Annotated in this window: 23 protein-coding genes and 1 pseudogene; 1 reads left to right on the top strand and 23 read right to left on the bottom strand. The window is 70.0% G+C overall.

Features of this window, described 5'->3' with window-relative positions; translation table 11 throughout:
• Nucleotides 1–127: 127 nt before the first annotated feature.
• The 7 genes from rlmN to rpsB all read right to left on the bottom strand — a co-directional run bounded on the left by rlmN (nt 128) and on the right by rpsB (nt 6,974).
• Nucleotides 128–1,264, bottom strand: a complete 1,137-nt coding sequence (gene rlmN, locus HCC61_RS20865; RefSeq protein ID WP_169137498.1) for a 23S rRNA (adenine(2503)-C(2))-methyltransferase RlmN — start codon at nt 1,262–1,264, stop codon at nt 128–130.
• Between the two features lie 93 nt (nt 1,265–1,357).
• The gene (locus tag HCC61_RS20860) at nt 1,358–1,888 is read right to left on the bottom strand and encodes a proline dehydrogenase (protein ID WP_169137496.1); all 531 of its coding nucleotides are present in this window, start codon (nt 1,886–1,888) and stop codon (nt 1,358–1,360) included.
• A 61-nt stretch (nt 1,889–1,949) separates the two neighbouring features.
• Complete coding sequence (locus tag HCC61_RS20855; RefSeq protein ID WP_169137494.1) at nt 1,950–3,131, bottom strand: phosphatidate cytidylyltransferase; 1,182 nt, start codon at nt 3,129–3,131, stop codon at nt 1,950–1,952.
• A 93-nt stretch (nt 3,132–3,224) separates the two neighbouring features.
• Nucleotides 3,225–3,782, bottom strand: a complete 558-nt coding sequence (gene frr, locus HCC61_RS20850) for a ribosome recycling factor (protein WP_169137492.1) — start codon at nt 3,780–3,782, stop codon at nt 3,225–3,227.
• Between the two features lie 163 nt (nt 3,783–3,945).
• Nucleotides 3,946–4,713: a UMP kinase gene (gene pyrH, locus HCC61_RS20845; protein ID WP_169137490.1), complete on the bottom strand. Its 768-nt coding sequence runs from the start codon at nt 4,711–4,713 to the stop codon at nt 3,946–3,948.
• A gap of 196 nt (nt 4,714–4,909) precedes the next feature.
• On the bottom strand, nt 4,910–5,746 hold the full coding sequence (gene tsf, locus HCC61_RS20840) for a translation elongation factor Ts (protein ID WP_169137488.1): 837 nt from the start codon (nt 5,744–5,746) through the stop codon (nt 4,910–4,912).
• Nucleotides 5,747–6,056: 310 nt separating this feature from the next.
• Nucleotides 6,057–6,974: a 30S ribosomal protein S2 gene (rpsB, locus tag HCC61_RS20835; protein WP_169137486.1), complete on the bottom strand. Its 918-nt coding sequence runs from the start codon at nt 6,972–6,974 to the stop codon at nt 6,057–6,059.
• A gap of 481 nt (nt 6,975–7,455) precedes the next feature.
• Here rpsB and HCC61_RS20830 point away from each other — a divergent pair.
• A pseudogene (locus tag HCC61_RS20830) lies at nt 7,456–8,055 on the top strand (M23 family metallopeptidase); the annotation flags it as partial.
• Between the two features lie 183 nt (nt 8,056–8,238).
• Here HCC61_RS20830 and HCC61_RS20825 read toward each other — a convergent pair.
• From HCC61_RS20825 to HCC61_RS20750, 16 genes are all read right to left on the bottom strand, one after another.
• The gene (locus HCC61_RS20825) at nt 8,239–8,778 is read right to left on the bottom strand and encodes a TetR family transcriptional regulator (protein WP_169137573.1); all 540 of its coding nucleotides are present in this window, start codon (nt 8,776–8,778) and stop codon (nt 8,239–8,241) included.
• 72 nt (nt 8,779–8,850) lie between these two features.
• Entirely contained in the window at nt 8,851–9,696 is an 846-nt protein-coding gene (whiG, locus tag HCC61_RS20820) for an RNA polymerase sigma factor WhiG (protein WP_169137482.1), read from the bottom strand.
• 277 nt (nt 9,697–9,973) lie between these two features.
• Nucleotides 9,974–11,128: a DNA-processing protein DprA gene (gene dprA, locus HCC61_RS20815; RefSeq protein WP_206322809.1), complete on the bottom strand. Its 1,155-nt coding sequence runs from the start codon at nt 11,126–11,128 to the stop codon at nt 9,974–9,976.
• Between the two features lie 71 nt (nt 11,129–11,199).
• Nucleotides 11,200–12,882 carry an ATP-binding protein gene (locus HCC61_RS20810; protein ID WP_169137478.1) on the bottom strand — a complete coding sequence of 561 codons (1,683 nt, stop codon included), beginning with the start codon at nt 12,880–12,882 and terminating at the stop codon, nt 11,200–11,202.
• Complete coding sequence (locus HCC61_RS20805) at nt 12,882–13,265, bottom strand: YraN family protein (RefSeq protein ID WP_169137476.1); 384 nt, start codon at nt 13,263–13,265, stop codon at nt 12,882–12,884. Before HCC61_RS20805 ends, HCC61_RS20810 begins: the two co-directional genes overlap by 1 nt.
• Before the next feature lie 206 nt (nt 13,266–13,471).
• Complete coding sequence (locus HCC61_RS20800; protein WP_070010709.1) at nt 13,472–13,795, bottom strand: DUF2469 domain-containing protein; 324 nt, start codon at nt 13,793–13,795, stop codon at nt 13,472–13,474.
• A gap of 39 nt (nt 13,796–13,834) precedes the next feature.
• Nucleotides 13,835–14,563: a signal peptidase I gene (gene lepB / locus HCC61_RS20795; protein ID WP_169137474.1), complete on the bottom strand. Its 729-nt coding sequence runs from the start codon at nt 14,561–14,563 to the stop codon at nt 13,835–13,837.
• Nucleotides 14,564–14,642: 79 nt separating this feature from the next.
• Complete coding sequence (gene lepB, locus HCC61_RS20790) at nt 14,643–15,545, bottom strand: signal peptidase I (protein WP_346777303.1); 903 nt, start codon at nt 15,543–15,545, stop codon at nt 14,643–14,645.
• Nucleotides 15,546–15,642: 97 nt separating this feature from the next.
• Nucleotides 15,643–16,656: a signal peptidase I gene (gene lepB, locus HCC61_RS20785; RefSeq protein WP_169137571.1), complete on the bottom strand. Its 1,014-nt coding sequence runs from the start codon at nt 16,654–16,656 to the stop codon at nt 15,643–15,645.
• A 661-nt stretch (nt 16,657–17,317) separates the two neighbouring features.
• A complete protein-coding gene (gene lepB / locus HCC61_RS20780) occupies nt 17,318–18,040 on the bottom strand; it encodes a signal peptidase I (RefSeq protein ID WP_169137467.1) in 723 nt (240 codons plus the stop codon).
• A gap of 43 nt (nt 18,041–18,083) precedes the next feature.
• Entirely contained in the window at nt 18,084–18,434 is a 351-nt protein-coding gene (gene rplS / locus HCC61_RS20775; RefSeq protein ID WP_169137465.1) for a 50S ribosomal protein L19, read from the bottom strand.
• A 129-nt stretch (nt 18,435–18,563) separates the two neighbouring features.
• On the bottom strand, nt 18,564–19,385 hold the full coding sequence (gene trmD, locus HCC61_RS20770) for a tRNA (guanosine(37)-N1)-methyltransferase TrmD (protein WP_169137463.1): 822 nt from the start codon (nt 19,383–19,385) through the stop codon (nt 18,564–18,566).
• Nucleotides 19,382–19,948: a ribosome maturation factor RimM gene (gene rimM / locus HCC61_RS20765; protein ID WP_169137461.1), complete on the bottom strand. Its 567-nt coding sequence runs from the start codon at nt 19,946–19,948 to the stop codon at nt 19,382–19,384. The genes trmD and rimM overlap by 4 nt, the downstream gene beginning before the upstream one ends.
• Nucleotides 19,949–20,134: 186 nt before the next feature.
• A complete protein-coding gene (locus tag HCC61_RS20760) occupies nt 20,135–20,374 on the bottom strand; it encodes an RNA-binding protein (protein ID WP_169137459.1) in 240 nt (79 codons plus the stop codon).
• Nucleotides 20,375–20,376: 2 nt separating this feature from the next.
• Entirely contained in the window at nt 20,377–20,823 is a 447-nt protein-coding gene (gene rpsP, locus HCC61_RS20755) for a 30S ribosomal protein S16 (RefSeq protein WP_169137457.1), read from the bottom strand.
• 353 nt (nt 20,824–21,176) lie between these two features.
• Nucleotides 21,177–21,875: a hypothetical protein gene (locus tag HCC61_RS20750; RefSeq protein ID WP_240969138.1), complete on the bottom strand. Its 699-nt coding sequence runs from the start codon at nt 21,873–21,875 to the stop codon at nt 21,177–21,179.
• Nucleotides 21,876–22,065: the final 190 nt, after the last annotated feature.

Genomic DNA, 22,065 nt, shown 5'->3' with positions numbered 1-22,065 from the left:
GGTTATCAGCCACCCGTCTTCGGGCGTCGCGCGTGCTTCCTGCCCTGCGGGCTTGCGGTCAGGGGCTTGCGGTTACGGGCTTGCTGCCCTGCTGCGGCGGCTTGAGACCTTAGACCTTGCGGCCGCTTCAGCGCTCCGTCGCCGCCAACTGCCCGCAGGCGCCGTCGATCTCCTGTCCGCGGGTGTCCCGTACGGTCACCGGCACGCCGTGCGCCTCCAGCGCCTCAACGAACGCGGCCTCGTCCTCGGGCCGCGACGCCGTCCACTTGGAGCCGGGGGTCGGATTGAGCGGGATGAGATTGACGTGCACGGGCTTGCCCTTGAGCAGCCGGCCGAGCAGATCCGCGCGCCAGGCCTGGTCGTTGATGTCCCTGATCAGCGCGTACTCGATGGAGACTCGACGCGAGGACTTCGCCGCGTACTCCCACGCGGCGTCCAGCACCTCCCGCACCTTCCAGCGGGTGTTCACGGGGACGAGGGTGTCGCGCAGCTCGTCGTCCGGTGCGTGCAGCGATACAGCGAGGCGGCACTTGAAGCCCTCGTCGGCGAACCGCAGCATCGCCGGGACGAGTCCGACCGTCGAGACCGTGATGCCGCGCTGCGACAGCCCCAGACCGTCGGGCTCCGGATCGGTCAGGCGGCGGATGGCTCCCACGACGCGCTTGTAGTTGGCGAGCGGCTCGCCCATGCCCATGAAGACGATGTTCGACAGCCGCGCCGGGCCTGCCCCGGAGCCGTCGGCCCGGCCGGTGCCTCCGGTGACCTCGCCGTCGCGCAGCGCCCGTACGCCGTCGACGATCTGGTGGACGATCTCGGCCGTCGACAGATTGCGGTCGAGACCCGCCTGACCGGTCGCGCAGAACGGGCAGTTCATGCCGCAGCCCGCCTGCGAACTGATGCACATGGTGACCCGGTCCGGATAGCGCATCAGGACCGACTCCACGAGCGTGCCGTCGTGCAGCCGCCACAGCGTCTTACGGGTCATGCCGTCGTCGCAGCTGATGTGCCGCACGACGTTCATGAGGTCGGGCAGCAGCGCCTCGGCGAGCTTGCCGCGCGCGGCGGCCGGGATGTCGGTCCACTGCTCGGGCTCGTGCGCGAGCCGGGAGAAGTAGTGCTGCGACAGCTGCTTGGCCCGGAAGGGCTTCTCCCCCGCCCCGGCCACCGCCTCACGGCGCTCGGCGGGCGTGAGATCGGCAAGGTGCCGCGGCGGTTTCGCGGCTCCGCGCGGCGCGACGAATGTGAGCTCTCCGGGTGCAGGCATAACCCGTCCAGTCTCGCAGACGGCCGGGGGTGGCCTGGGCCGGAGCGGTGCGACGGTGGTCACCATCCGGCGCCGGCTGTCGGAGGCGGACGCTCAGCGAGTGTGCTGTTCCGCGTTGCCGAGTGCCTCGCGGGCCGTCGCGCGAAAGTTCTGGACGCTCTGGTAGAGCCGGTGTTCCCGCTCCGCGGCCAGTGCGCTGTCGGCTTCGTGCTGAACGTCGTTCCCTGAGCGGGCGTTCTCGACCATGCGCTGCATGACTTCGGAGAGATCAGCGGACGCGTGCGTGATCTGCTCCGCGGCTTCGATGACGTGTCGCGGGCCTTCGAGGATGACCACTTCAGCGGCACGGTGAACCTCGCGGGCCAGAGCGATGAAGTGGGACACCTTCTCATCCACCGCATCGGGACGTGACGCCCCGGGCTGGAGCGCTCCGAGTATGGCGTCCATGGCGATGTCCCGGTCGTGGAGCGCACCGAGGTACTTGGTGTAGGCGTCGCGGCGATGCAGGCGGCTGGCCTGCTCATGTTGTGAACGCGACTGCAAGTGCCCACTGAGCACCGCCGCACCCAGGGTTGCGATGGAGCCGAGGCCGGTGCCGAGCAGCGCTGCGATTCCTGCATCCATCGTGCGAGTCTCGGCGGTCGCGGCGCTCCGTGTCCGCGGATTGAGAGGGCGGGACCAGGAGTCAGGCGCCGCCGACGAAGGCGACGAAGAGCAGCCAGACCACGGGAGCCGTCGGCAGCAAGGAGTCCAGCCGGTCCATGATGCCGCCGTGGCCGGGGAGCAGCGAGCCCATGTCCTTGATGCCGAGGTCGCGCTTCATCATGGATTCGCCCAGGTCGCCGAGGGTGGCGGTGACCGCGACCGCGAACCCCAGCAGCAGGCCCTGCCACCAGCTGCCTCCGTCGATGAGGAACTGCATGCACAGCGCCCCGGCGCCCATCGAGAACGCGACGGCGCCGCCCAGTCCCTCACGGGTCTTGCCGGGACTGATGCTGGGGGCCAGCTTGTGCTTCCCGAAACGCCAGCCGACCGCGTACGCGCCGGTGTCGCTGACGACCGTCAGCAGCAGGAACGTCAGCACCCGCCAGGGGCCGTCGCCGGCGGCGAGCATGAGCGCGACGAACGTGGCGAGGAACGGCACGTAGAAGGCGGCGAAGACGGCGGCCGTGACATCGCGGAGATAGTCGTCGGGTGCTTCGGTCATCCGCCACGCGAGCACGGCGAGCACGGTCAGCGCCATGACCACCCACGCGCCCTCGGGACCGCGCAGATAGCCCGCGATCACCATCGCGGCGCCGCCCACGGCGAGCGGCACCAGCGGCGCCTGGATCTCCTTGCGCTCGGTGAGCCTCGAGGTCAGCTCCCACAGGCCGACGACGACGGCGACGACGATCACGCCCAGGAAGACCGGCTTGTAGAAGAAGAGGGAGGCGAGGATGACCACGCCCAGGCCGACGCCGACTCCTATCGCGGCGCGCAGGTCCCGTCCGGCTCGCTTCTTGCCGCCCAGAGGTGCCGGGCCGGGGTCGGAGGAATACCGGCCGTCGTGGTCGCCGCCGCCCCTGCCGGGCCCGCTCGTACCGCTCGTACCGCCGGAGTCTCCGGGACGCCCGAAGCCGTCTCCGCCTGCGGAGCGGGAACCGTAGCCGCCAGGACCGGAGCCGCCGTGGCCACCGCCAGGGCCGCCCGGATCGGACACGATGGGCATGTGCCGAGTCTGCGGCACACCGCCCGCCTCGTGCGCGGGAGCTTCACCCGCACCGGGCTGGAAGGCACTTCCCGGCGCGGCGCGCCCCTGCTCGGATGCGCCCTGGAATCCGGCGCGGGGCGACGGGGGCGGGGCTCCCCACGTTGAGTCGTTCACAGATGCAGCCTCAGACCTCAGACCTCTGACGGATCCCGGAGGGTCCCGGGACAGATCCCTGACGGATCCCGTGGCGGCCCCCACTCGGGGACCTCAGACCTCGAGCAGCTCGGCTTCCTTGTGCTTGAGCAGCTCGTCCACCTGTCCCGTGTACTTCGAGGTGGTGTCGTCCAGCTCCTTCTCGGCCCGGCGGCCCTCGTCCTCACCGACGTCGCCGTCCTTGATGGCCGCCTCGAAGGACTCCTTGGCCTTGCGCCGGATGCTGCGGATCGAGATCTTCGCGTCCTCGGCCTTGGCCTTGGCGACCTTGATGTACTCCCGGCGGCGCTCCTCGGTCAGCTCGGGGAACGTCACCCGGATGATATTGCCGTCGTTGGACGGGTTGACGCCCAGGTCGGAGTCGCGGATCGCCTGCTCGACGTTGCGCAGCGAGCTCTTGTCGAACGGCGTCACCACCGCCATCCGCGGCTCCGGAACCGAGAACGACGCCAGCTGGTTGATCGGCGTCATCGTGCCGTAGTACTCGGCCACGATCTTGTTGAACATCGCCGGGTGCGCACGGCCGGTGCGGATCGCGGCGAAGTCCTCCTTGGCGACCACGACCGCCTTCTCCATCTTCTCCTCGGCTTCGAGGAGGGTCTCTTCGATCACCACGTGCTCCTGGTTTCCTTGAATGAGCTATGCGGGTAAGCCCTGTTTCCTGCACGGTGTCCGACCGGCAGGCGGTTGTCCACCCCGTGTCCAGCCGTTCGTACGACGGCGAGTCACCCTACGGGCACCGAGCGCGCAGGGGACGCACGCCGGACGGCGAACGTCAGCCTCTCGTCCCCTGGTTGCTCACCAGGGTGCCGATCTTCTCACCCTTCACCGCCCGCGCGATATTGCCCTCGGCGAGCAACTCGAATACGAGGATGGGCAGTTTGTTGTCCCGGCAGAGCGTGACGGCCGTGGCGTCGGCGACCTTCAGATCGCGCGTGATGACCTCGCCGTACTCCAGGGCGTCGAACTTGACGGCGTCCGGATTCTTCGCGGGATCCGAGTCGTAGACGCCGTCGACTCCGTTCTTGCCCATCAGCAGCGCCTCGGCGTGGATCTCCAGGGCTCGCTGCGCGGCAGTGGTGTCGGTGGAGAAGTACGGCATGCCCATACCGGCGCCGAAGATCACGACCCGGCCCTTCTCCAGGTGCCGTACGGCTCGCAGCGGAATGTACGGCTCGGCGACCTGCCCCATGGTGATCGCCGTCTGCACCCGGGAGTCGATGCCTTCCTTCTCCAGGAAGTCCTGCAACGCCAGGCAGTTCATGACCGTGCCGAGCATCCCCATGTAGTCGGAACGGGCACGGTCCATGCCGCGCTGCTGGAGCTCGGCGCCCCGGAAGAAGTTGCCGCCGCCGATCACCACGGCGAGCTCCGCGCCGTCCCGTACGACGGACGCGATCTCGTGGGCCATCTTGTGCACGATGTCGGGGTCGACCCCGAGCCCCCCGCCGCCGGCGAACGCCTCACCGGAGAGCTTGAGCAGGAAACGTTTGCGGCTGCCGCGGCTCCTGCCTGTGTCGGATGTGTCGCTGTCCTTACTCATGAACCAACTCTCCTCGTGCACATACGAAGGAGGCCACTGCCGTCGGATCTCGTGAATCCTTGCTGCGGCAATGGCCTCCTCGTCACAACTGCCCTGTGCCCGACCTTATCGGGCGCGTACCGGTCGCGTACTCACGCGGCGGCATGCTCGTACGGGCCGGGCTGCGGGTATCACCCGGGCCTGAGGCTCCGGGGACTCAGGCGCCGACGCGGAAGCGCGCGAAGTGCTTCAGCGTCACGCCGGCCTCTTCCAGGACCTTCTGGACGGTCTTCTTGTTGTCCTTGGCGAAGGGCTGGTCGAGGAGGGTGTTCTCCTTGAAGAAGCCGTTGACCCGCCCGTCGACGATCTTGGGCAGCGCCTGCTCGGGCTTGCCCTCCTCGCGCGCGGTCTCCTCGGCGATACGGCGCTCGTTCTCGACCGTCTCGGCGGGGATCTCGTCGCGGGTGAGGAACTTCGGCGCGAAGGCGGCGATGTGCTGCGCCACGTCCTTCGCGATCTCCGCGTTCTCCTTGTCCAGCTCGACGAGCACACCGACCTGCGGCGGCAGGTCCGGGCTCGTGCGGTGCAGGTAGGAGGCGACGTACGCGCCGGAGTACTGGGCGAAGCGGTCCAGCACGATCTTCTCGCCGAGGTTGGCGTTGGCCTCGTCGACGTACGCCTGGACGGTCTTGCCGGGCTCGATCTCCGAGGCGAGCAGCGCCGTGGTGTCGGCCGGTGAAGTGGCGGCGACGTGCGCGGCGATGGCATCGGCGACGGCGAGAAACTTGTCGCCCTTGGCGACGAAGTCCGTCTCGCACTTGAGCTCGACGAGCACACCGGAGGTGTTGTCGTCGGCGATGCGGGCGACGAGCGCGCCGTTCGACGCCGTACGGCTCTCGCGCTTGGCGACGCCCTTCTGGCCCTTGACTCGCAGGACCTCTACGGCCTTGTCGACTTCGCCCTCGGACTCCTCCAGGGCCTTCTTGCAGTCCATCATGCCGGCGCCGGTGAGCTCGCGGAGCTTCTTGACGTCGGCGGCGGTGTAGTTCGCCATTCTTTGGTTTCCTTCTGTGACCAGGCTCCGCCTCGGTCTCCGGACTCACACCGTGCGTGCCGGTACCGGGGCGGAACTCGTCCTTCTTGAGGTCTCTTTGCGGCCGCGGGGGCGGGCCTCACGCCGCACGGCGGTCCGGGTGCGGGGCCGGTACGCGGGGCGTCGGCGCCGGATCCGTGCCGCCATCGGCCTCGGCGTCGCGCCGGGGCACGGCCGCGTCTTCCCGCAGGGCCGCCGAACTGGTCACCGGTGCGCGGCGGTCGGCGGCATAAGCGTGCCTCCCGCCGCGCTCCGGTGAACGAACGGAACGTCAGGCGCTCTCGGCGGTCTTCGGCTCGGCGGCTTCCTCTGCCGGCTTCTCGTCGGCCTTGGCCTCGGCCTTCTCCGCGCCCTCGGCCTCCGCTGCGGGAGCCGACTCGGCGGACTGGTCCGCCGCGCCCTCTTCCTTCTCGCCCTTCTCGCCCTCGAGGAGCTCGCGCTCCCACTCGGCCAGCGGCTCGGCGGCCTTGTCGCCGCCCTTGGCCGCCTCGGCGGCGCCGGAGCGGGCGATGAGGCCCTCGGCGGCGGCGTCGGCGATCACGCGGGTCAGCAGCGTGACGGAGCGGATCGCGTCGTCGTTGCCCGGGATCTTGTAGTCGACCTCGTCGGGGTCGCAGTTGGTGTCCAGGATCGCGACGACCGGAATGTTGAGCTTCCGCGCCTCGCCGACCGCGATGTGCTCCTTCTTGGTGTCCACGATCCACACGGCGCTGGGCACCTTCTGCATCTCGCGGATACCGCCGAGGGTCTTCTCCAGCTTCGCCTTCTCACGGGAGAGGACGAGCAGCTCCTTCTTGGTGAGGCCGGAGGCGGCCACATCCTCGAAGTCGATCTGCTCCAGCTCCTTCAGCCGCTGGAGGCGCTTGTAGACGGTGGAGAAGTTCGTCAGCATGCCGCCGAGCCAGCGCTGGTTGACGTAGGGCATGCCCACGCGCGTGGCCTGCTCGGCGATGGCCTCCTGGGCCTGCTTCTTGGTGCCGACGAACATGATGGAGCCGCCGTGCGCGACGGTCTCCTTGACGAACTCGTAGGCGCGGTCGATGTACGACAGCGACTGGAGCAGGTCGATGATGTAAATGCCGTTGCGCTCGGTGAAGATGAAACGCTTCATCTTCGGGTTCCAGCGGCGGGTCTGGTGCCCGAAGTGGACGCCGCTCTCCAGCAGCTCCCGCATCGTGACGACGGCCATGGCCGTTCTCCTTGTATTACTCGGTTGTCGTCAGCGCTGGCCGGGACGGCCATCGCTTGCCTGACGCCTCTGTCGCGCTGTGCCCGCGGGACCTGCCGAGAGGCCCTCGTGGGACCGAGAAGACGCGGCCACCGGGTGAGGGTGGCGAGGCGTGCGAAGTCAGCCCGGTGTCCGGGCCGCCACCAGCAGTGTACGGGACCGGAGAGGGCCCCGGCTCCCTCGTGGGGAAGGTCCGGATTTCCGGACATGCACGTACGCGGCCCGGCGTGCTCACAGGCCGTGCTCACAAGGTGTACGGGCAGCAGCGGGACGCATGATCAGGTGGTGCACTTGTCCACAACTGGCTGCTTTTCCACAGAAGTTCGGCAAGATCCCTGCGGTCGGCCGCTCTGCGGGACAGTCCGTCCAGGACTGCTGATCGCCGGGTTGGTGGCGGAGGCGCCCGGCCCGGGAAATCGACGAACGGGGTGTGGACGGGTTGATGTGGTTTCGGAGCGTTCCGTGTGCGGCGGCGACTCTCGCGCTGGCCGTGGTCGTCGCGGCGGCATGGAGCCCGCCGGCGCACGGCGACGGCGGGCGGCAGCGGCCGGTCGCGCGGGCATCAGGCGCTGACAGGGGCAAGGCCCGCCTGTGGCCGGTGAAGGGGGGCCGGGGTGCGGCGCGGCCCGCGGTCGTGCGCGGCTGGGAGCCGCCCCCCGAACCCTGGGCGGCCGGTCACCGAGGCGTGGATCTCGCGGCTCCGCGGGGCAGTCCCGTGCGGGCGGTCGCCGGGGGAAGGGTGTCGTTCGCGGGAAGGGTCGCCGGTCGCGGAGTGGTGTCGGTCGAGTTGCCGGGGACCGGACGTCCACCGCTGCGCACGACGTACGAGCCGGTGCGGGCCTCCGTCCGGAAGGGGCGGCGGGTGCGAGCGGGACAGATCCTTGGCACTGCGGCTGGCGCGGCGTCCCACTGCCGCGGCGGCTGTCTCCACTGGGGCGTGCGGAAAGGCGAGCGCTATCTCGACCCGCTCTCGCTGCTGCCGGCATCCGTGCTGCGCGGCGGTCCGTCGAGGCTGCTCCCCGTGTTCGGTGTGCCGCTGCCCGAGAGCGGAGGCGCAGAAGACACCGGCGACGGCGCAGGCCGCGGCGGGGACGCGGCCATATCGGGCGACCGGAATCGGGCCGACGGCCAGGATCCGGGAGGTGAGGAGGCGGGAGGTGAGGAGCCGGGGTGATGGATGAGCTGTGATAGTCGGCGGCAGCGGAGACAGCGGAGCCGCGTCAGCTCATCCGTGGAGGCCGCTCAGCGCCATGGAGACTGCCGCTTCGGTGATCTCTTCCGGGGTCTCGGCGGCGCCGAGTTCGATGCGCCGCACCGCCGCGTCGACGACGCCCTGAAGCAGCATCGCCGCAAGCCGCGGCTGGTCATGGCCCAGTGCGCCGAGAGCCTCGACGACCATGGCGACGAGTCCGCCGTGCGCGGCGCGGATCTTCTCGCGTGCGCCCGCGTCGAGTTCACCGGCCGAGATCGCGACGACCGCACGGTGCCGCCTGTCACCCACCAGCGCCAACTGTCGCCGTACATACGCCTCGATCTTCTCCTCCGGCGTCCCGGCTTCGGCCATCGCCGCCTCGACCTCGGCCGCCCATACGGGGAAGTCGACGGCGCAGAGTTCCTCGACGACTGCGCCTCGGGAGCGGAAGTACTCGTAGACCGATGAGCGTGCGAGCCCCGTGCGCCGGGCGAGGGCGGGGAACGTCAGCGCTTCTGTGCCGCCTTCGGACAGCAGGGCACGGGCAGCGTCGAGGAGAGCGGAGCGCTGCATGTTCCGGTGCTCGGCCACTGAGGCCGCTCGAATCCTTGGCACGCCGTCCACCTTACGGAGGGAGGCGCCGGTTCAGCGACCGACGTCGGCCAGCTTTGCCCGAAGCTGAAGGACGGACTTGGTGTGGATCTGGCTCACGCGGCTCTCGGTGACGCCCAGTACCTGGCCGATCTCCGCGAGTGTCAGGCCCTCGTAGTAGTAGAGGGTCACGACGGTCTTCTCCCTGTCCGGCAGGGTGTTGATTGCACGGGCCAGCAGACGCCGCAGTTCGCGGTCCTCGGCGACCTCGACGGGGTTGTCCGCCGCCGTGTCCTCAAGGGTGTCCATGAGGCTGAGCCGGTCGCCGCTTTCGCCTCCGACGTGCAGCAGCTCCTCCAGCGCCACGACGTTGGCGAGGGACAACTGGCTGAAGACACCGTGGAGTTCTTCGAGCGGGATGCCCATTTCCGCTGCGACCTCCGACTCCGAGGGGCTGCGCCGGAGCGTGGACTCCAGTGAGGCGTAGGCCCGTTCGACGGCTCGTGCCTTCTGCCGCACCGACCGCGGGATCCAGTCCAGCGCGCGCAGTTCGTCGATCATCGCCCCGCGGATGCGCGTGATCGCGTACGTCTCGAACTTGATGGAACGCTCGGGGTCGAACTTCTCGATGGCGTCGATCAGTCCGAACACCCCGGAGGAGACGAAGTCCGCCTGTTCCACGTTGGAGGGCAGACCCACGCTGACGCGCCCGGCCACGTACTTCACCAGCGGCGAGTAGTGCAGGATCAGCTGTTCCCGCAGCTGCTCGTCACCCGTGGCCTTGTACGACCGCCACAGCTCGTCGAGCGCGCTGTGACCGGCACCGAGCGCGGTGGCCTCGGTCGTGGCCGGCGCGGCTGCGGTGCCGACGGGCTCAGGCCCGGGGGTGTGCTGGGGCATTCGTCGCCTTGAGCCGTTTCTGCTGAGTAGTCGTCACGCGGCGAGAGCGTGCGCGTGACCGGGTGCCTCTTCCTGGGGAGCTGTGAGCGTAGCGTGACGAAAGCGTCGCAATATGCGATGAGCGCGCGCTCCGGCATGCGCAGATACGTTCCGCTGCCCGCACCGGGGAGTTACTCGCGCATCAGGGCCCAGAACCGGCCTTCGCGGGGATACGGGGCGGAACCAGAGCATACGGATCACCCTTTCATTCGATAGCCGCAGGTCAAGGACCGGCTCATCACTCGATGGTGTGCCCGGCGCCCCTCCCGGGGTCCGGTGCGCGGCTCAACTGCCAGTCGCTGCCGACGCGTTCGACGAAGCCGAGCCCGCACAGCTCCTGGAGCCTCGCTACTGCCGCGTCCCTGGTGATGCCGATCTCCTGCGCCAGCCGCCGGGCCTCCATGGCGCCGCGCGCGGGCAACGCGTCGAGCACCAGCGCCGCCTCGGCGTGGAGCACGTCGCGGGGCAGTGAGGGTCCGCGTCTTCGGGGTGCGAGATCGCCGATGCTGCCTACGAGTTCGATCACTTCGGCGGCATCGGTCACGACGCTCCCCTCCTCCCTCAGCAGCTCGTTCACCCCCGCCGAGAGTCCCGACGTGACCGGTCCGGGAACGCCCATCACGAACCGGCCCAGTCGCCGCGCATGCCGTGCCGTCGACAACGAGCCGCTGCGCAGCGCCGCTTCCACCACGACCGTGCCGCGCGTCAGGGCCGCGATGACTCGGTTACGGAGTACGAAGCGGCTTCGCGAGGGGTGGTCCTTGGGCGGCAACTCGGCGAGCAGCAGGCCCTGTTCGCCGATGCGCGAGATCAACTCGGCGTGTCCGGGCGGGTAGGCGACGTCCACGCCGCACGCCAGCACTCCGATGGTGGCGCCGCCGGTGGCCAGAGCCCCGCGGTGGGCGGCCCCGTCGACGCCGTAGGCGGCGCCGGAGACCACGGTCCAGCCGCGTTGGGCGAGCCCCGCGCCGAGCACTGCGGCCATGTGCACGCCGTATTCGGAGCAGGCACGGGCCCCGACGACCGCTACGGAACGCAGCGCCCAGTACCGCAGGGACGGCTCCCCGAGCACCCACAGCCCGATGGGTCTCGTCACCCCCAGAGCGTCGAGCTGACCGGGCCATTCTTGGTCTCCCGGGCATACGAAGCGGCCGCCCACCGACGCGATCTCCGCCAAGTCGGCCTCGGGACGGGCCCGTTGGGACCGGGAGCGCAGCCCCGTCCAGCGTTCCTGGCTGAACCCGGGCGGGGATACGGCGTCCTCGCGCAGGGCCCGTACGAGCTCTTGGGCGCCGTATGCACGCAGCAGACGTCCGGCCGTCGCGTCCCCGGGCTCCACGATTCGCGTCAACGCGGCACGCGCGAACCGCTCTTGGGGGTCCGCCTCACCCAGGTCCCCGCCCGGCCGCTCACACGAGGTATGGGCGGCGGCGCCCCCAGCGGCGCCGGAAGTGTGGACTTCGGTCACCGGCCCCTCCGGGGTGCGGCAGGGGTCGCCGCGGATGCGGCCGAGACGGTCGACAGGGCGGTGCCCCGCCTGATGCCCGTGCGCAACTCGAGCGCCCAGTCGACGTCCTGTGCCGTCGGGCGGTCGTGCCCGGCCAGGTCCGCGACCGTCCAGGCCACGCGGAGGACCCGGTCCATGCCTCGTGCCGTCAGCAGCCCGTGCTCCATGTCTTCCTCCGCCCTGCTCAGGGCGCCGGGCTCGGCGGGCCAGCGGGTGCGCAGTTCATGCCCCGGGACATCGCTGTTCGCCGACCACGGAGTGCCCACGTAGCGCGCGGAGGCCCGTTCGCGAGCGGCCCGTACGCGCTCGGCGACGGCCGCGGTGTTCTCCGCCTTCCCGTGCAGACCCGCGAGTTCGGAGCGTGAGAGCGGCTTGACCTGGACCCTGAGGTCGACGCGGTCCATCAGAGGTCCGGAGAGCCTCGCCCGGTAGCGCCTGACGGACGCGGGACGGCACTCGCAGCCTCCGCCCGTCATGCCGTGCCGTCCGCAGGGACACGGGTTGGCGGCGAGAACCAGCAGGAAGCGGGCGGGCATTCGCATCATCCCGGAGGCACGGGCGACGACCACGTGCCCGGACTCCAGCGGCTGCCTCATCGCGTCGAGCACGCGCACACCGCATTCCGCGGCCTCGTCCAGAAAGAGAACTCCGTGGTGGGCCATGGACACCGCGCCGGGCCGGGGCAGGCCCGAGCCGCCCCCGATCAGCGAGGCCATGGTGGCCGAATGGTGAGGCGCGCAGTACGGAGGCCGTGTGACCAGCGGCTGCCCGGGCGGCAGCACACCCGCGACGGAGTGCACGGCGGTGGCCTCCAGCGACTCCTGCGATGTCAGCGCGGGCAGCAGCCCCGGCAGGCGTTCGGCGAGCATCGTCTTGCCCGCGCCGGGAGGCCCCCCGAAGAAGATGTGGTGCCTGCCGGCCGCCGCCACCTCCAGTGCGCTGCGGGCCGTGCTCTGCCCGGCGACGTCCGCCATGTCCAGCATCCGCTCCGGCTCCCGCGTGAGGCCCGGCGCCGCCCAGCCGGCACTGTGGAGCGACAGCACGGGCGGGCTGCGCTCCGGGCCCGGCCCGTCCGGAGAAAGGCCTTCCATTCCCGAGTCGTCCGCCGGCGCCTCCTCCGGTGGCGGTTCGTCGTTGAGGAGCGCAATCAACTTCCCCAGGCTGCGGACCCCGATGACGCTCACGCCGGGCACCAGCGATGCCTCCGGCACGGCCTCCTCGGCGACCACGACCTGCCGATGGCCCGCGTCCGCCGCCGCCAGTACGGCGGGCAGCACTCCGCGCACGGGGCGCACCCGCCCGTCCAGCCCGAGTTCGCCCAGCATCATCAGGTCGGCGATGCTCCGCGGGTCGATGCGCTCGGCGGCGCCGAGCACCGCGCAGGCGACGGCGAGGTCGAATCCGCTGCCGCTCTTGGGAACCGCTGCGGGACTCAGCCCTACGGTCAGCTTCCGCTGCGGCCAATCCGCACCGGCGTTGACGACTGCTGCCCTCACGCGGTCGCGGCTCTCGGTGAGGCTCTTGTCGGGCAGCCCAACGAGCGTGAACGTGGCGACTCCGGGCTCGAGGTCGGCCTGCACCTCGACGACGACGCCCTCCACCCCGACGAGCGCCACCGAGCACGTACGCGCGAAGCCCATCAGGCCACCCCTCGTGCGTGCTGCACCAAGGGGGCGCCCCGCTCCGGGAGCAGCACCCCGACCAGGTCGATGCGGACACCGCCGCGGGGCGGCTGCCCGTACCGCGCCAGCCACCGCTCGGTGAGCCAGCGCGAGGCCAGCCTCCGAAGCCGTGCCGACTTGGCGGGGGTGACGGCGGACATCGGATGCTCGAAGGCGCCTCCCCGGCCCGTCCGCCGCGTCTTGACCTCGCAGATCACGAGGGCGTCGCGGTCCCGCGCGACGATGTCGAGCTCTCCGTCGGTGCAGCGCCAGTTGCGCTCCAGCACCACCATCCCTGACTGACGCAGCCGCCGGGCTGCCACATCCTCGCCGTAACGTCCGAGGGCTCTACGGGCGCTCATCAGCACCACCTCCGTCACCGACTGTGATGGAGGTGGAGGAACGAAGATGATCAAGGACGAAATCTGGGGACAACCAGGCCGCTGTGGATAAGCGCGTCACCCTCTGGGCGAGACTTCCGGTACCCGCAACGACCCCGCCGTCCCGCTCCGGTCAGCCCTCCGCTCGGCCCTCTTCGTGCCGAGCGGCAAGCCGCAGCCCCGCCGGTTCAGCCCTTGAAGCCGGAGTTCTCGGGAAGATCGAGGTCGCTCTTGTTGAGCTCCTCGATATTGACGTCCTTGAAGGTCAGGACCCGCACCTGCTTGACGAACCGGGCGGGACGGTACATGTCCCACACCCAGGCATCGGCCATCGAGACCTCGAAGAAGACCTCGCCCTGCACGGAGTGGACCTGCATCTCGTAGTCGTTGGTGAGGTAGAACCGCCGGTCCGTCTCGATCACGTACTTGAAGAGACCGACGACGTCCCGGTACTCCCGGTAGAGCTTCAGCTCCATCTCGGTCTCGTACTTCTCGAGGTCCTCGGCGCTCATGGCATGTTCCCCTTCAGCCGTGCGTCCCCCCATTGTGCGTCAGCCGCGAGTGCCCCGTCCGGCCCGCCGCGCGATCGGGCCGTACGCCGCGCCGCCCATGATCAGGGCCGCACCGGCGACGACGGCGATCAGCAGGGGCTGCAACGGCCCCGGCTTGGACGTACCGCCCGGCAGCCCCGAGAAGCCCGCGGGCCGTGCCAGCATCCCGAGCCCGCTGGTGGGCCAGGCGATGGCGTCCACGCGTGCGTTCACCGCCGTACGGGAGACGGCTCCGTGGTCGCCGTCCGTGAGGTGGACGCGGGAGTCCACCGAGTCCATGCGGTGATCGCCCAGCAGGAAGAGCTTCCCCTGGGGCACCGTGGTCCTCTTGAACGGGGGCTGGGAGTCGGGTCCGGTGTCCTTCAGATACGGCTCCTGCATGGTCTTGCCGTTCACGGAGAGCCGGCCCTGCTTGTCACAGCAGGCGACCTTGTCGCCGCCGGTGCCCACCACGCGCTTGACCATGGGGACCGAGCCCCACACCGAGTCCTGGAAGACGACGACGTCGCCGCGGCGCACGTCCTTGCCGTCTATCCGCTCGGCGAGCACTCTGTCGCCCGCCTTGACGGTCGGATCCATGGAGTCCGTCGGGACCGTGTACGGCTGGTAGAGCACGGCACCCAGTGCGAAAGCGCCCAGGAAGAGCACACAGCCGACTGCGACGGCGACGCCCGAGAGGGCATGCCCGAGGCGACCGTGACTTGTGCCCGTACGTCCAGCCTTGCCCATTCCCGCACTCCCGGTCAGCTCGCCGCTTCGGTCTGGGCGCACCTTACCCGGGGTAGAGAGCCCTGAGTACGGGGGGAGGTCAGCCGTTGACGGCGGGTCCGGCGGAGGGGTCGGGGCCCCGCTCGACGGCCGCCGCCGAGGCACCGCTCGCGGTCTTGGCCGGCGCCTGTGCCGTGCGCCTCCTGCGCCGCCACATCACCAGCGGCACCGCCCCGGCCATGCCGAGAGCCGCGGGCGCCCCGCCCACGGCCTTCGCGGCCAGACCGTTCTCCTCGAAGGTGTCGGGCACCGGCAGCGCGGACCACCGTGTGACCGGCCAGGCCACGACGAGGGCGCGTCCGACGACCCTGTCCGTCGGGATCATGCCGTTGTCCAGCTTCTGATGGAAGCGCGAGTCCAGGGAGTCCTGACGGTGGTCGCCCATCACCCACATCTTCCCGATGGGGACCTCGACCGGGCCGAAGGGCTTGTCGTCGCACGGGGTGTTCCCGGGGAAGAGATACGACTCGTCGAGCGCCTTGCCGTTGACCTTCACCGGGCCGCCGCGCTTGCACTCGACCCTGTCGCCGCCCACGGCGACGACGCGCTTGATCAGGTCCTGCTCGTCGGCGGACGGCATCAGGCCGACGGCGCTGAGCACGGTCTGGATGGCACCGCCGACGCCGCTGGGCTCCGGCACGGGAGCCTCGTTCAGCCAGCCGCCCGGGTCGTGGAAGACGACGATCTCTCCCCGCTCCGGCTCGGACCCGAACCAGGGCGTGAACTTGTCGACCAGCACCCTGTCCCCGACCTGAAGCGTGTTCTGCATCGAGTTCGACGGGATGGAGAACGCCTGGACGAGGAACGTCTTGATCAGCAGGGCGAGGATCAGCGCGATGCCGATGAGAACCGGCAACTCCTTCCAGAACGACCGCTGATGCCTGCCGTGTTGTGCGTCCGACGTGTGATCACTTGTGGTGCCGTCCTCCGCACCCGTGCTCACGCTGATGTCACTGCCTTTCTCTGCGGTCGGCGCGTCACGCGCCGCTGTCTGTGCCTCGAGTCCGGAAGCGGACACGGATGTGGAGGACGCGGATGCGTCAGGGCTCCTGTGCTCCGTGCCGCTCTCGCCCTCGCCCTCGTTCTCGCCGGAACCGGAACGAGCGCCGACCGCCAAGTCCCCCACAACCACTCCTCACAATCCACTGCCGCCTGTCCCAGAGCCGGGACAGGCCCACCACTCCCATAACGAGCGGGAGTTCCGCAGGGATCGGATATTGCGTCACAAGGTCGTCCCCGGCCCCGATCGGCGGACCCGCGGCCGAGGAACCGCCCGCGGCTTGGGGAACCGCGCTGAAGGTGTTCGACGCCTCCAGCTTGCCCCAGTGGTCGAACGGCCAGGCGATGACGACCGCCCGCCCCTGCACCTCGCTCTCGGGAACGGTGCCGTTCCCCTTGTCGCGCAGGTGGAAGCGGGAGTCGGCCGAGTTGGCACGGTGGTCGCCCATGACGAACACGCGGCCCACCGGCACGTTGACGTCGAAGTTGATCTCCGAGGGCTTGTTGCCCGGATTGATGTACGGCTCGTCGAGCGGCTTGCCGTTCACGGTCACTTTGCCCTGTGCGTTACAGCACTTGACCTTGTCGCCGCCGACGGCGATGACACGTTTGATCAGGTCCTGCTCGTCGTCCGACGGCAGAAGACCGATGAAGGTCAGGAGTTCCTTGCCCTGCTTGATGCCGACCGGGTCCTTGCCGCGCTTCTTCTCGCTCGCCGGCAGCCAGCCGCCCGGGTCCTGGAAGACGACGACGTCGCCGCGTTCGGGCTTCGTGCCGAACCAGGGCGTCAGCTTGTCGACCAGTACGCGGTCGCCGATGCGGATCGTCTGCTCCATCGAGCCGGAGGGGATCACGAAGGCCTGGACGAGGAAGGTCTTCAGCACCAGCGCGATGATCAGGGCGACGCCGACGAGTATCGGTATCTCCTTCGTCACCGACAGGCGTCTGCGCCGCTTGACGCGCTTTGCCGCGCGGCGGCGTTCGGCCCGTCCGCCGCTCGGGCCGGGCGGAATGCCGAGCCGCTCGTCCCTGGTCTCGCGGCCGGGCAGATCCATCAGCCGTGCCGAGTAGGCACTGAGCCGCATGGTCTCGCCGGAACTCACCTGGGGCGGCGGAAGCGGGGCGTTCGGCGGGAAGTTGGACGGCGGCGGTACGCGTCCGGGCGGGGCGCCGGTGGGGGACGCTCCCAGGCCGTTGCCGGTGGGGGCGCCGTAGCCGTAGCCGTTGGGTACGGCATAACCGTTGGAGTTCGGGGCGCCATTGCCGCCGGGGCGGCCCTGGGAGCTGCCGAAGTACTCGTACGGTTCGGTGTAGTCGTAGTCGCCGGAGTAGTAATCGGAGCCGTCGGGGCCGCCGTTGCGTCCGTTGAAACCGGGGTACGGCGCTGCGCCGTTCCCATTGCCGTTGGCGTATCCGTTGCCGTTCGGAGCGCCGTAACCGTTCCCGTTGCCGGCGTAGCCGTTGCCGTTGCCGTTGCCGTTGGGGGCGCCGTAGCCGTTGCCGTTTACGTAGCCGTTTCCATTGGCGTAGCCGTTGCCGTTCGGGGCGCCGTATGCGTCGGCTCCGTTCGGGCCGGCGTAGCCGCCGCCGTCCGAACTGCCGTAGCCGTTCGCGCCGTTCGCTCCACGACGGTCGTACCGGCCGTCGTACGGCTCGTCGTCGTAGTCGCTCGGCACGCCGTAGTCGTACCGGCGGTTGCGCGCGGGGCCGACCCTGTCACTCATGGGCACCTCCCCCGCCGCCGCGAACCGCTCCCCAGCGGTCCGTCGGCCACGCGATCCCGTCGGCCCGCCCGATCACCCGCTCTACAGGAACGGTACCTCCACCGGCGTCGCCGAGGTGGTCCCGAGAGTCGCTGGAATCGGAACGGTGATCGCCCATCACCCACAACCGCCCCTGCGGCACTTCGATATCGAACGGCACGGCTGACGGGTCGTCACCGCCATGCAGATAGCCCTCGTCCAGCGGAACACCGTTCACCTCGATCCTTCCGCGCTTGTCGCAGCACCGGACCCGATCCCCGCCGACGCCGATCACACGCTTCACGTAGTCCGTCTCGGCCGGCTCCACCAGGCCGAGCGCAGCACCGGCCCCTCGCAACAGACCGGTCACCGGATTGCCGCCGGTACCCTCCTCGTCCATGAACGAACCTCTGCCGTCGAACACAACAACGTCCCCGCGGGCCGGAGAGTTGCCGATCCGATAGGCAAGCTTGTTCACCAGTATCCGGTCACCGACCTCCAGCGTGGGGGTCATTGATGCAGACGGGATCAAAAAAGGCTGTGCCACGAACGCGCTGACCAGCAGCAGCCCGCTGAGCAGCGACGCAATGACCGCACACAAACGAGCGGAGCGCGACCATCCCCTCCATACCTGCCCCAACGGGCCGGAGGAGCGGTCCCGCTCCGCATCGTCCTGCTGCTGCGTCTCGGTGTCCATCGGGCCGAAAGCCTAGCCGCCCGCCGGACCTCCGACAGCTCGATCAGTTCTCGCGCTTCTCCTTGATCTTGGCGGCCTTGCCGCGGAGCTGACGCAGGTAGTACAGCTTCGCGCGGCGCACGTCACCGCGGGTCACGACCTCGATCTTCTCCACGATCGGGGTGTGAACCGGGAAGGTGCGCTCGACGCCGACGCCGAAGCTGACCTTGCGGACGGTGAAGGTCTCCCGCACACCGCCGCCCTGGCGGCGGATGACGACGCCCTTGAACTGCTGCACACGCGAGCGGTTGCCCTCGATGACGCGTACGTGGACGTTGACCGTGTCGCCGGGCCTGAAGGCCGGGACGTTGTCGCGCAGCGAAGCCGCGTCGAGGTTCTCAAGAAGCTGAGACATGATCGTCTGCTTTCCTCGCCGATGCCACAGGTCATCAGCGGAATGATCGTGATGCTGACTGGAGAGCGCCGCCCCGTGCGGGCGTCGGTCCCCCTGTGGCAGGGTCGCGCGCCGGGTACGGGCAGCCGCCTATTCTTCCACGTGCTCCCCGGTCGGCCAAAATCGGCCGTCCGGTCCCTCGGTCCAGCCCAGGCGCTCCAGCTCGGCACGGTCGCCGGCGTCGAGGGTGGCCGGGTCGCAGCGGGCGATGAGATCGGGGCGGTTCGCGGCCGTACGGGCCAGGGCCTGGTCCCGGCGCCAGCGGGCGATGCGGCCGTGATGCCCGCTGAGCAGCACGTCGGGGATGCCGCGGTCCCGCCACAGCGGGGGCTTCGTATAGACGGGGCCCTCCAGCAGGCCGGCCATCGTCCCTGCCGCGAAGGAGTCGTCCCGGTGCGACTCGGCGTTGCCGAGCACGCCCGGCAGCAGCCGCGCGACGGCCTCCACCATGACCAGTACGGGCGCCTCACCGCCGGCCAGTACGTAGTCGCCGATGGAGACCTCGTGGACTTCGAGGCGCTCCGCGTAGTCGTCGACGACCCGGCGGTCGATGCCCTCGTAGCGGGCCGGCGTGAAGACGAGCCAGGGTGCGCGGGACAGCTCGACTGCCAGCTCCTGGTCGAAGGGACGGCCGCTGGGGGTGGGCACGATCAGCACGGGGGGCGGTGCGGGGGACGCCGCGGCCGGGCCGATGATCTCGTCGAGGGCCTCGCCCCAGGGCTCGGGCTTCATGACCATGCCTGGTCCGCCGCCGTACGGGGTGTCGTCCACGGTGTGGTGCCGGTCGTGGGTCCACGCGCGCAGGTCGTGAACGCGGACGTCGAGCAGGCCGCGGGCTCGGGCCTTGCCGACGAGGGAGACGTTCAGCGGCTCCAGATACTCGGGGAAGATGGTGACGACGTCGATCCTCACCGGCCGTCGTCCTCCGCCCCGGACGCCGATGGTTCGCCGGAACCGCCCGTGGCGGCTTCGTCCAGCAGTCCCGGCGGCGGCTCGACGACGATCCGCTGCGCGGCGAGGTCGACCTCGGGGACGATCTCCGTGACGAACGGGATCAGCGCCTCGCTGCCGTCGTCCCGCCTGACGACGAGTAGGTCCTGCCCGGGCGGGTGCGCGACCTCCTCGACCCGGCCGACGGGCTTGCCGTCGCCGGTGACCACGTCGAGGTCGACGAGCTGGTGGTCGTAGAACTCCTCGGGATCCTCGGGCTGTTCGTCCGGGTCCACCTCGGCGATGAGCAGGGTGTTGCGGAGGGCTTCCGCGGCGCCGCGGTCGTGGACGCCCGCGAAGCGGAGCAGCAGCCGGCCGCTGTGCACACGGCCGCGTTCGATGGTGAGCGGTTCGGGCCGCGGCGGGTCGGTGGCCAGCACCGCTCCGGGCGCGAGCCTCGACTCCGGCTCGTCCGTGCGCACTTCGACGGTGACCTCGCCCTTGATGCCGTGGGCGCGGCCGATGCGCGCGACGACTAGCTGCACTGTGCCTCTCCGTGCTCGACCTGCTCGTACTGCGGGACCGGACCGACCCGGCCCGGCCGATCGCCGGTGCTGCGCATATCGCTCCCGCTGCTCGCTGCTCGCGCGTCCCGGCTCGTTACGCGAACACGGGCCGGGGACGGCCAGTGTCCGTCCCCGGCCCGTGCCGGTGCTGTCTTGGGCGGCTGCTCAGTGGACCTGGTCGACGTCGACCAGGTCGACGCGGACGCCGCGCCCGCCGAGGGCGCTCACGACCGTACGCAGAGCACGCGCGGTGCGACCGCTGCGGCCGATCACCTTGCCGAGGTCGTCGGGGTGCACCCGGACCTCCAGCACGCGCCCACGGCGCAAGGTGCGGGATTCGACCTGCACCTCGTCCGGGTTGTCGACGATGCCCTTGACCAGGTGCTCGAGGGCCTCCTCGAGCATGATCAGGACCCGGTCGACTCGTCGGTGGACTCGGCCTTCTTCTCGGCCTCGTCCGCCTTCTTGTCCGCCTTCTTCGCCTTCTGGGTGATGGCCCCACCCTTGGGCTCGTCCGCCGACTCCTTGGCCGCGGCCTCGAAGAGGGCCTTCTTGTCGGCCTTCGGCTCGGCGACCTTCATCGGCTCGGGCGCGGGCAGACCCTTGAACTTCTGCCAGTCGCCGGTGACCTTGAGGATGGCGGCCACGGGCTCGGTCGGCTGCGCGCCGACACCCAGCCAATACTGGACGCGCTCCGAGTCGACCTCGATGCGCGAAGGGTTCTGCACCGGGTGGTAGAGACCGATCTCCTCGATGGCACGGCCGTCACGGCGCGTACGGGAGTCGGCCACGATGATGCGGTAGTGCGGCGAGCGGATCTTGCCCAGTCGCTTCAGCTTGATCTTGACTGCCACTGCTGTGGTGTCTCCTGGTCTTGACGTGGGTGGACACAACGGGTGACCACGTGGGGTTGCGGTACCCGGAGGTCCGATGGACGCGTCAGCCGTAGGAGAGAGGGGTCCTGTGCGACTGTCGAGTACAGCGCACCATGATGCCACAAGTGACCCGCCCGGCCGAACCGAAGTCCGGACCCCGGCCGCGGGCCTCGCCGCCGGGATCGTACGGAGGGGAACGGCGCAGGCCGGGACGCGGTGAAGCGGACCGGAATCCGGCCCGGCGCCGCCTCGCCGGCCCTCACGGAACCCGGCGCCAGTCGCTCAACTCACTTCGGCGCGGCGGCACTTGGGCTCCGCCCACAAAGCTGGGCTCAACCGACGCCGGCCACGGCCTCCACCCTGTCCTCGGAGCCCGCCGACGCGGCGCGCTCCACCGCGGCGTCCGCGGTGTCGGGGATGCGGAACGGCTTGCGGCACGCTCCGCACACGATCGGGGCCTGCGCCAGCACCGAGGGCACCACGCGCACGTTCCGCCCGCAGTCGCACACGGCCTTGACGCGCACGCCGCCCCCGCTCGATCCGTGCCGCGCCGCCGGACCGCGGAAGCTGCCTCCGCCGTCGGCCTCGGTCGCGGCGCTGTACGCCTTCAGCGCGCGCTGGAGACGCTCGATCGTGGGGCGGTAGGCCCGTCTGGTCTCCGCGGACGGAGTGACAAGCGAGAAACCACTGCTGGCATGCGGCTCTTCGGGGTGCACAAGCCCCAACTCCTCGGCCACGGCGAGGAATCGGCGGTTGTGATAGCGGCCGGCGCGGGAGGTGTCCCTGATTCCGCGCGCGGCGGCGATTCCGTGCACCGCCTCGTGCAGCAGCCTTTCGAAGGAGAGCCCGCTGCCGCATGCGGAAGAGGACTCCCCGATAAGCGATTCGGGCGCGGCCAAGTCCGGCAGCTCCGGGTGGCGGCTCTGAATGTCCGCCCAGGCAGCTGCCAACTCGGCGGCGAGAACTGGTGGTGTCGTGCTCACGTCGTGCTCAACGAGTCGGACCGCCTCAGTGTTCCGATTCCGGGACAACTTGAATATTTTGCACGTACCGGTCAGTTGCGAAGGTGCCGCATCAGCCGGGCGAGCAGGCAGGATTGCGCGTAACCGCTGCCGGCCCGGCCATCCCGGACGTACCTCCGGGATGGGAGGCCGTCGGGAGCGATCGGTACACCTCGGTGACCATACCGACATTCCCCGGAGCCGTGTGCACCGGGGTACC

It is taken from the genome of Streptomyces sp. HNM0575, assembly GCF_012726265.1.
Classification (GTDB): Bacteria; Actinomycetota; Actinomycetes; order Streptomycetales; family Streptomycetaceae; genus Streptomyces.
The sequence above is the reverse complement of the archived record's forward strand: the minus strand, read 5'-3'. Positions and strand labels throughout refer to the sequence as shown.

What these genes read in the sequence shown, in the direction of transcription:
- HCC61_RS20760 (WP_169137459.1), bottom strand. Translation starts at nt 20,374, where the DNA reads ATGCTCGAGGAGGCCCTCGAGCACCTGGTCAAGGGCATCGTCGACAAC.
- whiG (WP_169137482.1), bottom strand. Translation starts at nt 9,696, where the DNA reads ATGCCCCAGCACACCCCCGGGCCTGAGCCCGTCGGCACCGCAGCCGCG.
- rplS (WP_169137465.1), bottom strand. Translation starts at nt 18,434, where the DNA reads ATGTCTCAGCTTCTTGAGAACCTCGACGCGGCTTCGCTGCGCGACAAC.
- rpsB (WP_169137486.1), bottom strand. Translation starts at nt 6,974, where the DNA reads ATGGCCGTCGTCACGATGCGGGAGCTGCTGGAGAGCGGCGTCCACTTC.
- HCC61_RS20805 (WP_169137476.1), bottom strand. Translation starts at nt 13,265, where the DNA reads ATGAGCGCCCGTAGAGCCCTCGGACGTTACGGCGAGGATGTGGCAGCC.
- HCC61_RS20860 (WP_169137496.1), bottom strand. Translation starts at nt 1,888, where the DNA reads ATGGATGCAGGAATCGCAGCGCTGCTCGGCACCGGCCTCGGCTCCATC.
- pyrH (WP_169137490.1), bottom strand. Translation starts at nt 4,713, where the DNA reads ATGAGTAAGGACAGCGACACATCCGACACAGGCAGGAGCCGCGGCAGC.
- tsf (WP_169137488.1), bottom strand. Translation starts at nt 5,746, where the DNA reads ATGGCGAACTACACCGCCGCCGACGTCAAGAAGCTCCGCGAGCTCACC.
- lepB (WP_169137474.1), bottom strand. Translation starts at nt 14,563, where the DNA reads ATGGGCAAGGCTGGACGTACGGGCACAAGTCACGGTCGCCTCGGGCAT.
- lepB (WP_169137571.1), bottom strand. Translation starts at nt 16,656, where the DNA reads ATGGATCTGCCCGGCCGCGAGACCAGGGACGAGCGGCTCGGCATTCCG.
- HCC61_RS20800 (WP_070010709.1), bottom strand. Translation starts at nt 13,795, where the DNA reads ATGAGCGCCGAGGACCTCGAGAAGTACGAGACCGAGATGGAGCTGAAG.
- lepB (WP_169137467.1), bottom strand. Translation starts at nt 18,040, where the DNA reads ATGGACACCGAGACGCAGCAGCAGGACGATGCGGAGCGGGACCGCTCC.
- HCC61_RS20825 (WP_169137573.1), bottom strand. Translation starts at nt 8,778, where the DNA reads ATGCAGCGCTCCGCTCTCCTCGACGCTGCCCGTGCCCTGCTGTCCGAA.
- HCC61_RS20810 (WP_169137478.1), bottom strand. Translation starts at nt 12,882, where the DNA reads ATGGGCTTCGCGCGTACGTGCTCGGTGGCGCTCGTCGGGGTGGAGGGC.
- rlmN (WP_169137498.1), bottom strand. Translation starts at nt 1,264, where the DNA reads ATGCCTGCACCCGGAGAGCTCACATTCGTCGCGCCGCGCGGAGCCGCG.